This window comes from Mycobacterium sp. IDUB_19 (assembly GCF_055419445.1).
This window is the reverse complement of the sequence record NZ_JBVAXR010000010.1, coordinates 136,427-147,032: the sequence shown is the minus strand read 5'-3', so window position 1 is coordinate 147,032 and position 10,606 is coordinate 136,427. Positions and strand designations below refer to the sequence as shown.

At 65.5% G+C, this 10,606-nt stretch carries 12 protein-coding genes; 7 read left to right on the top strand and 5 right to left on the bottom strand.

The annotated features are described in order from the left end of the window. A partial coding sequence (locus ACZY0B_RS11295) for a 3-hydroxyacyl-CoA dehydrogenase family protein (protein WP_463764180.1) occupies nt 1-795 on the top strand: 795 nt, incomplete at its 5' end. Here ACZY0B_RS11295 and ACZY0B_RS11290 read toward each other — a convergent pair. From ACZY0B_RS11290 to ACZY0B_RS11280, 3 genes are all read right to left on the bottom strand, one after another. Further along, nucleotides 792-1,028: a hypothetical protein gene (locus tag ACZY0B_RS11290; protein WP_463764179.1), complete on the bottom strand. Its 237-nt coding sequence runs from the start codon at nt 1,026-1,028 to the stop codon at nt 792-794. The two genes, ACZY0B_RS11295 and ACZY0B_RS11290, sit on opposite strands and share 4 nt — an antisense overlap. A gap of 90 nt (nt 1,029-1,118) precedes the next feature. Continuing rightward, nucleotides 1,119-1,736, bottom strand: a complete 618-nt coding sequence (locus tag ACZY0B_RS11285; protein ID WP_463764178.1) for a TetR/AcrR family transcriptional regulator — start codon at nt 1,734-1,736, stop codon at nt 1,119-1,121. A 3-nt stretch (nt 1,737-1,739) separates the two neighbouring features. Next, nucleotides 1,740-2,510 (bottom strand): SDR family NAD(P)-dependent oxidoreductase, encoded by a 771-nt coding sequence (locus ACZY0B_RS11280; RefSeq protein ID WP_463764177.1) that lies wholly within the window; start codon nt 2,508-2,510, stop codon nt 1,740-1,742. Between the two features lie 61 nt (nt 2,511-2,571). On the opposite strand from ACZY0B_RS11280, the gene ACZY0B_RS11275 reads away from it, so the two are divergent. The 4 genes from ACZY0B_RS11275 to ACZY0B_RS11260 are packed head-to-tail and all read left to right on the top strand — an operon-like array spanning nt 2,572 to nt 6,763. Beyond that, nucleotides 2,572-3,816, top strand: a complete 1,245-nt coding sequence (locus ACZY0B_RS11275; RefSeq protein ID WP_463764176.1) for an alkyl sulfatase dimerization domain-containing protein — start codon at nt 2,572-2,574, stop codon at nt 3,814-3,816. After that, a complete protein-coding gene (locus ACZY0B_RS11270) occupies nt 3,813-4,562 on the top strand; it encodes an SDR family NAD(P)-dependent oxidoreductase (protein WP_463764175.1) in 750 nt (249 codons plus the stop codon). Before ACZY0B_RS11275 ends, ACZY0B_RS11270 begins: the two co-directional genes overlap by 4 nt. 3 nt (nt 4,563-4,565) lie before the next feature. Then, entirely contained in the window at nt 4,566-5,750 is a 1,185-nt protein-coding gene (locus tag ACZY0B_RS11265) for a sulfotransferase family protein (protein ID WP_463764174.1), read from the top strand. Then, entirely contained in the window at nt 5,747-6,763 is a 1,017-nt protein-coding gene (locus tag ACZY0B_RS11260) for a zinc-dependent alcohol dehydrogenase (protein ID WP_463764173.1), read from the top strand. Before ACZY0B_RS11265 ends, ACZY0B_RS11260 begins: the two co-directional genes overlap by 4 nt. Before the next feature lie 7 nt (nt 6,764-6,770). Here ACZY0B_RS11260 and ACZY0B_RS11255 read toward each other — a convergent pair whose 3' ends face one another. Beyond that, nucleotides 6,771-8,189 (bottom strand): phytoene desaturase family protein, encoded by a 1,419-nt coding sequence (locus ACZY0B_RS11255; protein WP_463764172.1) that lies wholly within the window; start codon nt 8,187-8,189, stop codon nt 6,771-6,773. A gap of 105 nt (nt 8,190-8,294) precedes the next feature. Between ACZY0B_RS11255 and ACZY0B_RS11250 the strand changes: the two genes are divergently transcribed. Then, on the top strand, nt 8,295-8,870 hold the full coding sequence (locus tag ACZY0B_RS11250) for an HdeD family acid-resistance protein (protein ID WP_463764171.1): 576 nt from the start codon (nt 8,295-8,297) through the stop codon (nt 8,868-8,870). Nucleotides 8,871-8,936: 66 nt separating this feature from the next. Here ACZY0B_RS11250 and ACZY0B_RS11245 read toward each other — a convergent pair whose 3' ends face one another. Further along, entirely contained in the window at nt 8,937-9,455 is a 519-nt protein-coding gene (locus ACZY0B_RS11245; RefSeq protein WP_463764170.1) for a hypothetical protein, read from the bottom strand. A 251-nt stretch (nt 9,456-9,706) separates the two neighbouring features. Between ACZY0B_RS11245 and ACZY0B_RS11240 the strand changes: the two genes are divergently transcribed. Then, nucleotides 9,707-10,591, top strand: coding sequence for a cyclopropane mycolic acid synthase family methyltransferase (locus ACZY0B_RS11240; RefSeq protein WP_463764169.1), 885 nt, complete (start codon nt 9,707-9,709; stop codon nt 10,589-10,591). The last annotated feature ends 15 nt before the right edge of the window (nt 10,592-10,606 follow it).

The window sequence follows — 10,606 nt, the reverse complement described above, 5'->3', positions numbered from 1 at the left end:
CTGGGACGCCGCATCGCCCTGATGTTCGCCACCCGCGGCGGAACCGTGCGAATTTACGCGCGGCGCGCCGAACAGCGTGACGAAGCAACGCAGTTCGTGACCCAGGCGCTACCAAAGCTGTTGGCCGACCGAGGATTTGGCGAAGTCGGCCTCGTGACCGCCACCGGGTCACTCGACGAGGCGTTGGACGGCGCATGGCTGGCCGTGGAGTCGGTACCGGAAAAGCTCGAGGTCAAGATTCCACTGTGGGGCGAGATCGACCGGGCGGCGCCGGCGGGCACCATCTTCGGGACCAACTCGTCGTCCCTGCCGTCGCGGCTGATGGGCGAAAACATCAGGGACAAAACACGTTTGTGCAACACGCACTTCTACATGCCGCCGGAAATCAGCGCCGTCGACCTGATGTCGAACGGTCAGACCGACCGCGGCCTGCTCGACACGCTGTTGACCGTCCTGCCCGAATTCGGCGTCCATCCCTTCGAAGCGCGCAAGGAAAGCACCGGCTTCATCTTCAATCGCATCTGGGCGGCCATCAAACGCGAGTCGCTGGCGGTGGTCGCCGAGGGCGTGGCCCGCCCGGAGGATGTGGACGGGATGTTCAAGGTCAACTGGCGCGTGCCGGCAGGGCCGTTTCAGATGATGGACATGGTCGGCCTCGACGTCGTGCTCGATATCGAAAACCACTACGCCGCAGAGTTTCCGCACCTGCCGAAGAACGTCCGCGACTTGCTGCAGTCCTATATCGACGCAGGCAAGCTCGGTATCAAGACCGGCGAGGGCTTCTACACGTACTAGTTGCTCAGAACCAGCTTCCAGTTGCCGTTGACGTTACGGTCCGGGACGCACCAGAAGTTGTTCCAGCCACCCGGCGTCGAAGCCTTCACGCCCGGGCCGGCGTCCTGACAGGCCTGCCGAGTCGGGTAGTTGCCCTCGGTCTGAATCGTGTCGGCGTTGCTGACACCCAGTCCGGCCGTCATCAACCCCGCGAAGGCCAGCACACCAGCGGCGATAAATCGCTTCATTTCCATCCCATCCTCGTGTGGTGCTCCAGCATGGATACCAACCGAGGACAACGTTAGGCCTCGTCAGACGACCGCATGGGTGTTTTCGCCGCGAAACTACGCGCGCTGCAGCGACACCGCGGTGGCCACGGCCTCGAGCAGTCGGGTGAGTTGCTCCGCGTTGCTGATCGTGCGGTCTCCGCCGGCAAGCCGGGTGAACACACCGGCGATGAACGTGGTGACGGCCGTGGTCTGCGCGTCGAGCAGCGCGGCATCGTCGGTGCCGGGTTGCAGGTGAGCGATCGCCTCGTGGGCCATCGCGTTGATCCGCGCGACGAACGCTTGTGACGTCTCGGCGAGACCGGGATCGCGCACCGCCCCCAGCAGCAATTCATGCCGCGCCCGATTCAGCATCAGTCCGGGCCCGTCGGCCTGCGTCATGGTCAGCTCCGCCAGGTGGGCGAATGGCGAGAGCGGGTCGAGCGGCGCGTCGATCACCGATTGCAGGTTGGCGACATCGATTTCGGCCATCCGCCAGCCGACGCCCCGCAACAGCGCCGCTCGGGTGCGGTAGTAGTACGACGTGGTGCCATCCGGCACGCCCGCGCAGCGATCGACCTGCCCGTGCGTCAGCCCGCGAGATCCCTGCTCCGCGAGCACCTGGATTGCGGCGTCACACAGTTCGCGCCGGCGTTCGTCACCGTTGCGCTTGCGGGATCGTGAGTTGGCTGCCATGAGTCACCGAAGGACGGTGCCGCCGTCGATGTTGACGACCTGACCGTTGATCCATTCGCCTTCCTCGGACAGCAGGAAGGCGACCAGCGCGGCGATGTCTGCGGGATCGCCGACCCGTGTTCCGCGAATGCGCTTGAGCGCGCCGGCCTGAAGTTCCGGCCATTGTGGAACCGACCGGATCGCCTCGGTCGCGGTGAACCCCGGCGCGACCGCGTTGCAGCGGATGCCCTCCTTGCCCCACCGGGAGGCGACATGGCGGGTCAGGGCGCCGATTCCGGCTTTCGCGGTGGCATAGGCCGGTCGCGCGGGCTCGCCCTGGAAGGCCGCCGCCGAGGACATGTTGACGATCGCTCCGCCACCGCGTTTGAGCATTTCCGGGATGGCGTATTTCATCGCGGCGACGTAGCCGCGCAGGTTGACGGTCATCACGCGGTCCCACACGTCGAAGTCGATATCGACCACATCGGTGTCGGCGCGGATCGTGCTCATGTCCGCACCGACGTTGAACAGCAGGTCGACCCCGCCGTAAGTCGTTGCGGCGGAGTCGATCAGACCGGAGACCGACGCGGGATCCGCGAGGTCGAAGGCGACGTGGGATGCCGTGCCGCCGGACCCGACGATTCCCGCGGCGGTCTGCTCCGCGGCATCCGCCGCGACGTCGCCGACGACGACCCGGCAGCCTTCCGCCCCGAGCCGGGCGGCCGTCGCGGCACCGATGCCGGTGGCGCCGCCGACCACAACCGCAACTCGTTCGGCCAGGCCGCGTAGTCCCATGAATCACCTCTCGCGTCGAGGATATTGACTTTACCTCTAGAACTGTAGAGGATCGCCAGTCATGGCTGGAATTCACCGGGAGCGTCCCGGGGCCGCCGATCTGGCGGTGGCAACCGACACTCCTGCGACGCCGCTTGGCAACGACATCTGGATGTCGCCCGGCGTCTCCAATTCCTACGCCGTCGCCACCGACGAGGGGCGGGTGATCGTCAACGCCGGACTGGTGTTCGAGGGCCCGTTACACCGCAAGGCTTTTGCCGACGTCCCGGGCCCGGCCCGGGCCATCGTGATCACCCAGGGGCACGCCGACCATTGGGGCGGGGTGCACACGCTGCGCGACGACGGCACCGACGTACTGATGCACCGCAACTACCGGTACTGGCGCGACGACAACAATCTGTTGATGGGCTACCGCGTGCCCAAGACATCGTTCGCCTTCCAGAAGTTCTCCGACGCGGTCCTCGAGCACTTCAAGACTATCGATCCTGCGACGATCGACTTCTCCTTTCCCGAGCCGACCACGACGTTCGACCGCCACCACAAAATGGCCGTCGGTGGCCGGATCTTCGAGCTGGCCTGGACGCCGGGCGGTGAGACCACCGACGCGCTGGTGGTGTGGCTGCCCGAGGATCGAATTCTGTTCAGCGGCAATCTGTTCGGGCCGCTGTTCGGCCACGTGCCGAATCTGATGACGATCCGCGGCGACCGGTACCGCGACCCCATCCTGTACATCGAGTCGCTGAACACCGTGCTGGACTTTTGCCCGCAGCGACTCATCACCGGTCACTTCGCGCCGATCGAGGGTGCCGATCGCATCGCCGAGGAAGTCACCGCGATGCGCGACGCCATGCAGGCCGTACACGATCGCACCGCGGAGCTGATGAACTCCGGCACCGACATCCACACGGCGATGCGCGACGTCAAGGTGCCCGAGCAGCTCGACGTCGGCGAGGGCTACGGCAAGACGGCGTGGAACGTGCGCGCCATCTGGGAGATGTACACCGGATGGTTCCGGCATCGTTCCACCACCGAGCTCTACGGCGTGGCACCGGATTCCGTTGCGGCCGACGTGGTCAATGCCGCCGGCGCCGACGCGCTGGTCGAGGCGGCGCGCGGCCATGTCGACAATGGGCGGCCGCTACAGGCGATACACCTGACCGACCTTGTCCGCACCGCCCACCCCGCGCATCCCGGGGCGCGTGCCGTTGCCGCCGACGCGCACGAGGCGCTGCTCGCCGACACCGAAAACTTCTGGGAAAAGGCCTGGCTCACCAAATCCATCAACGAATTGAGGACCGAGGTATGAACACCATCAGGTTCGACTTCACCGGCGCCAATGTGCTGGTGACGGGCGGCACCAGCGGCATCGGCAATGCGATTGCCGCCGAATTCACCAAGGCGGGCGCCGCCGTCACGGTGACCGGCACCCGCGGATCGACCGCCGACTATCCCGAGACGGACCTGAGCGCATTCACCTACCGCCAATGCCAGATCCAGGATCCCGACGCCGTCGACGCGTTGGCGGGCTCGCTGGGTGAACTCGACGTCTTGGTCAACAACGCCGGTGGTCCTTACCCCGCCGGCGACGAATACGACCCGGACGGCTACGTCGCGTCGGTGACGCAGAACATGTTGGGCCCCATGCGGTTGACGATGCGCTGCCACGACCGTCTGAAGGCGAGCAATGCGCCCGGCGGCGCGAGCGTCGTCAGCGTTGTCTCGATGTCCGCGTTCCGCTCGGCGGTCTTCGTCCCGGGCTATGCCTCCTCGAAGATGGGCCTGATCGCGTTGACGATGAACCTCTCGCGTCGATGGGCCGACGACGGAATCCGGGTCAACGCCATCGCGCCCGGGCTGATCGACACCCGAATGACGCATCTTGCCATGGGAATTCCCGAGGTCATGGACGTCGAGATCGGTTTCCACACACCGTTGGGCCGACCCGGAACACCCCAGGACTGCGCCGGTGCAGCGCTGTTCTTGTGTACCGATGCCGCCTCGTACATCACCGGCACCACCATCGCCGTCGACGGCGGATACCTGACGGTCTGAAACATGAGCGACTACGACAACATCGCGACCGCCGACGACGTCCTCAAGCTGGCGTCGCAACGCACCGGGCTCACCGAAATCGATTCCGACTCTTGGCGTGCCGGACTGCGGCTCATCCTCGACGACCTCAACAACTCGCCGGCGTTCACGCAGTTCGGCCGGGAACGCATCCTCGACGACGCCACCAACGCGCTGGGCCGGCGGCTGCAGGTGCATGGCTACATCCAGGAACATCCCGACGTGCTCGACGCGCCCGTCGAGCGGCCACTGATCGTGCTCGGCATGCCGCGCACCGGCACCACCGTGATCAGCTACCTCCTCGATCAAGACCCGGCCCGCCGCTCGCTGCTGCACTGGCAGTGCGTGGACCCGATCCCGCCGGCGCCCACCGAGTCGCTGCGCACCGACCCGCGCTGCCTGGCCCTGCTGGACGAGCAACGCAAGATCCTGGAGATGGTCACGCAGGCGAAAGTGCCACTGCCACATTGGGAAGACGCCGACGGGCCCACCGAGGACATGTTCATTCACAACCAGGACTTCAAGGGACTGTCCTGGGACTCGTTCCTGTCGAGCGCGCGCTACTCCGAATGGCTGTTCGACGAGACCGATATGGCGAGCACCTACGAGTACCAGAAGCGCTACCTGCAGGTGCTGCAGTCCACCGCGCCGGGCGCCTGGAGCCTGAAGATGCCCTCGCATTCGGTGCACATCGAGGCGTTGCTGAAGGTCTTCCCCGACGCCCGGCTGGTGTGGGCGCATCGCGACCCCTACAAGGCAACCGGGTCGCTGGCCAACCTGTGGAAGCTGCCGAAGGGGATGACACACAACCCCGAGGCCATCGACTCCGAAGCCATGGGACGCAACGCGATGTGGCAGATGCGCTACCACGTGGACCGGCCACTGCGGACCCGCGAGCGCATCGGCGACGACCGCTTCTTCCACATGTACTACCACGAGATGATGCGCGACCCGATGGACGTGATGCGCCGCATTTACGAGTGGGCCGGCGATCCGCTGACCCCCGAAGCCGAAGCGCGCATGCGCAATTGGCTCGCAGCGCATCCGCAGGACCGGTTCGCACTCAATTCGTACAGCCTCGACCAATACGGCCTGAGCGTCCAACAACTCGAGCCGGTCTTCGCCGAATACCTTGACACCTTCGACATCGAACTCGAGGCTGCGCCATGAAAATGTCCATTGTCACCGGACCGGGTAAGGCAGAGGTCATCGACGCCGAGCGCCCACAAGCCGGTCGCAACGACGTCCTCATCCGGATGCGTGCCTGCGGCATCTGCGGTTCCGACGCGTTCTACATCACGATCGGCGGCATCCCGCCGCGCCAGGGACACACGCCGCTGGGGCACGAGCCTGCCGGCGAAGTCGTCGAGGTCGGCGATCTGGTGTCCGGCATCGCGGTCGGGGATCACGTCGTGATCAATCCGATGGCCGCGCCCGGCGGCATCATCGGCAACGGGGGAGCGGCCGGAGCGCTCGCGGATTACCTGCTGATCGAAAACGCCGTGCGCGGAACCAGTCTCGAAGTCATTCCCAGCCACATCCCGTGGGAAGTCGCCGCGCTCAACGAGCCGATGGCCGTCGCCCGCCACGGAGCCAACCAGTGCAGACCCAAGCCGACGGACAAGGTCGTCGTGTTCGGTGCCGGGCCGGTCGGGCTGGGCGCCGTACTGGCCTTCAAATCCCTTGGCGTAAGCCATGTCGTGGTCGTGGACCTGATCCCCGCCCGGCTGGAGAAGGCGCTACAGATCGGCGCCGACGCCGTGATCAACGCCGCCGACGAGAGAGTCGTGCGGCGCCTCATCGAACTGCACGGTGAGGGTGAGACTGTAGTTCCTCGGTCCCCGGGCGCGGCCGGCACCGATATCTACCTGGACGCCGCTGGGGCGTCCGCGGTCGTCGACACCGCGCTGGCCGCCGCCAAGAAGGGCGCCACCCTGGGAATCGTTGGCGTGCACAAAGAGCCGGTGCCCGTCGAGTTCGTCAACATCATGAGCAACGAGATCACCATCGTCGGATCGATGGGATATCCCGACGAGATCTTCGAGGTGACCAAGGACATCGTCGCGAACTGGGAGAAGTATGCGCTGATCATCAGCCACACCATCCCGTTCGACAGTATCGGCGAGGCGCTCGAACTCGCCAGCACGCCCGGCGCCGCCGACAAGGTGGTGGTGACTTTCTGAGCTCGCGCTACTTGGTGCCCAGGTGGTCGAGGGCGAGTTGGGCGGCGTTGGCGCCGCACATGCCGTGCGCGCCGGGTCCGGGCGGGGTTGCCGCCGAGCAGATGTACATGCCCGGCACACCAATGGTGTAGGGCGAAAACGTGATTCGCGGGCCGAATGTGAGCTGGCGAATATCCTTGGCGCCGGTCATGATGTCGCCACCGGCGTAGTTGGCGTTGAAGGTGGCCATCTGCGTCGTCGTGCGAACGGTGTGGCCGACGATGCGCTCGGTGAATCCGGGCGCGAATCGCTCGATCTGGGCGATGATCACCTTTGTCGCATCGCCGGTGTACCCGTTGGGGACGTGTGCGTAGCTCCACACCGGGTGGGTATTGCCCACCGACCGTTGCGGATCGGCCAGGTACTGCTGACCGATCAGCACGAACGGCCGCTCGGGCATCCGACCGGCGTGCACGTCCCGCTCCGTCGCCGCGAGCTCCGCGTAGCTGCCGACCAGATGCACGGTGCCGGCCCGACGCGCGTCCGGGTTAGTCCAGGGCACGCCGCCCTCGACGGCGAAGTCGACTTTGAACGCGCCGGGGCCACGCCGAAACCTGGTGAAGGCGGCCGAAATGCGGCGGGGCAGCCGATCCCCGAGGATGCCCGCGACCGCGCTCGGTGCCAGATCGAACATCGTGACGTCTGCAAGCGGCAGCTGCGACGAATTCTGCACCCGGACACCGGTTTCGATCTTGCCGCCCAAGTCGGTCAGCAGCGTGGCCATCGCGTTGGCGATCGACTGCGATCCGCCCTCGGCCACCGCCCAGCCGTGCCGGTGCCCGGCCGCGAGCAGACCCATCCCGATGGCCGAGGTCATCGGGTAGTGCAGCGGCCGAAAGGCGTGGGCCGCAACACCTCCGAACAACGCCCGCCCTTCATCGGTGCGGAACACCCGCGCGAACGTCGACCCGGGAAGCAGGGTGGGTGCGCCGAACCGGGCCAGCATCAGCGGATGATGCGGGACCCGTAGTAGCGGCCCCATGATGTCGTCGCTCAGCGAGTCGAAATGGGCGGCCGGGTACCCGAACGCGAGGCGCCACAGCGCCCCGTCGCGACCCAGGCCGGCCGCCGTCTGCTCCACCGAGCGGTGCAGCACACCGGCGCTGCCGCCGTCGAGCGGGTGCACGCAATCAATCTCCGGCCAGCGCCACGACAACCCGTACCGCTGCAGATTGAAGCTGCTCAGGAATGGCGAGCCGACGGCCATCGGGTGAATCGCCGAACACTGGTCGTGCAGCAGGCCGGGAATGATCGCCTCGGTGCTGCGCATGCCACCGCCGATTTCGTCGGCGGCCTCGAGCACCGTGACCTGCACGCCCTTGGCGGCCAGGCAGATGGCGGCCGCGAGCCCGTTGGGGCCACTACCCACCACCACTGCGGTACTCATGTTCACTGTGCACGTTACCGCGAGCGTTATGAATACCCGTGCGCGATACTGAATTGTGTCGCCACGGACATATCCTTTTCACCAATTGTGGCTAATGATATTGGGATGACTATTCGCGACGACACCGTTTTCGAAGGTCCTCTTCGGCAGCTTGCCCGCAGTGCATGGCAAGTGCTCCTCCTCACCGGCATCCTGGCGGTCGCGCTGGGTGTCATCGTCCTGGCCTGGCCGGGCCGGACACTGTTCGTGGCAGGTGTCCTGTTCGGCATCTACCTGGTAGTTTCCGGAATCGGCTACGTGTTCGCCTCTTTCGGCTCGCACGCCGGAGCCGCGATGCGAGTGTTGACCTTTATCACCGGCATCGTGTCTCTGGTTCTTGGATTCTTCTGCTTTCGTGAAGAATTCGAGGCGGTCACGCTTTTGGCGATCTGGATCGGCATCAGCTGGCTGTTCCGCGGGATGACGCTGCTCGCCGCGGCGTTGTCTTTGGACCACATGCCCGGCCGCGGCTGGCAGATACTGTCCGGGTTGGTCATTGTGATCGGCGGCGCAGTACTGATCGTCTCGCCGCTTCGCTCCATCGCCGTCCTGGCCCTGGTCGCCGGCTGCTGGCTGATCGCCATCGGCGTCGTCGACGTGATCAGTGCCCTTCAGGTTCGCAGCCGGACCAAGGCTGCTTGACCTGGCAACGAAATCTTTTGGAACACAACGTCGGTCGCCACGCGGCCGACGTTGTGTGTTGACGGCTCACCCCGCGGTGCAGTTGCCGTGCAGACCATCCAGCAGGCCGTAGACGTCGTTCTTCTTCTGGTTCGCGTAATCGATGCTGTCCCAGGTGCTTTGGGTCGGCATGGCCACGGATCCACCAGTTCCACCCGCGGACCAGCCAAAAGAGGTCAGGACTGCTTCCTTTGCATCGCCGGCGGCGACCGCTAAGCGATCGAGCAGAGGCGCCAGCCCGGGCACGGGTGTGCCGGTGTTGATGTCTTGGATGACGTGAACACCATGGTTGACCATGTTGAGCCTGTCTGCGGCGTCCCGCTGTTGGAGCCGCCCGATGCCGTATGGGGAGCTGATAACGGTCCGCACGCCATCGAGGCCGGCGGAGACGTCGTTGTCGAGGCTGCCCCGAATTTGGTCGAGCACGCCGCAGGGGACCGTCGGTTGCGCCGCGGCATGCGGTGCCGATACCGCGCAGGTCGCCAGCAGCGCGACCGCCGCCCAGCCGACGCGTGCCGTGCGCAAAGCAGACCTGGTCCTCGTCACGTGCTGTCCTTCGCTATCTTCTCGTTTGCTGGACGTAGCGGCCGGTGGCCCGGCCTTCGGTGGTGTCCGGCCTGATCGTAGCGATGACCGAGTCCCCCTGGGGTGGTTATCGACGCGGTCGCTCCCGTTCGCTGAGCATGGGCTGGGCTAGGCGCTCCGACGGGCTATATAGACTGGCACACGCAGAAAGTCGACCGAGTTCGATCGCATGCCGCAAAGTCCAGTTAAGCCCCGATATCAAAGGTTGTGCCTTGTCCTCAAAGCAAAGCGAAACTCCTGGCCTGAAGCCGCATTTCGAGGATGTGCAGGCACACTATGACCTCTCCGACGACTTCTTCGCGCTTTTCCTGGACCCGACGCGCACCTACAGCTGCGCCTATTTCGAGCGCGAGGACATGTCGCTCGAAGAGGCGCAGTTCGCCAAGGTCGACCTCTCGCTGGGCAAGCTCGGGCTGCAACCGGGCATGACGTTGCTCGACATCGGCTGTGGCTGGGGCACCACGATCGTCCGGGCGCTCGAACGTTACGACGTCAACGTCGTCGGCCTGACGCTGAGCCGCAATCAGCAGGCACACGTCCAGCGGCGTCTTGACGACCATCCCTCCGCGCGAACCAAGCGGGTGCTGCTGCAGGGCTGGGAGCAGTTCGACGAGAAGGTCGACCGCATCGTGTCAATCGGCGCCTTTGAGCACTTCGGACGCGACCGGTACGACGACTTCTTCAAAGCTGCTTACGAGGCGCTCCCCGCCGACGGCGTGATGATGTTGCACACCATCATCAAGCCCAGCGACGAGGAATTCGCCGAGCGCGGCCTGCCCATCACCATGACCAAGCTTCGGTTCATGAAATTCATCATGGACGAGATCTTCCCGGGCGGAGACCTGCCCAACGCCAAGTCCGTCGAAGAGCACGCCAAGCGCGCCGGTTTCACCGTCAAGCTGGTCCAGCCGCTGCGCCTGCACTACGCCCGCACCCTCGACACCTGGTCGGCCGCGCTCGAGGCGCAGCGTGAGCAGGCCATCGCAATTCAGTCGCAAGAGGTCTACGACCGGTACATGAAGTACCTGACCGGTTGCGCGGACCTGTTCCGCGAGGGTTACACCGACGTCGCGCAGTTCACCCTCACCAAAGGCTGATCGCTAGGCACCCTG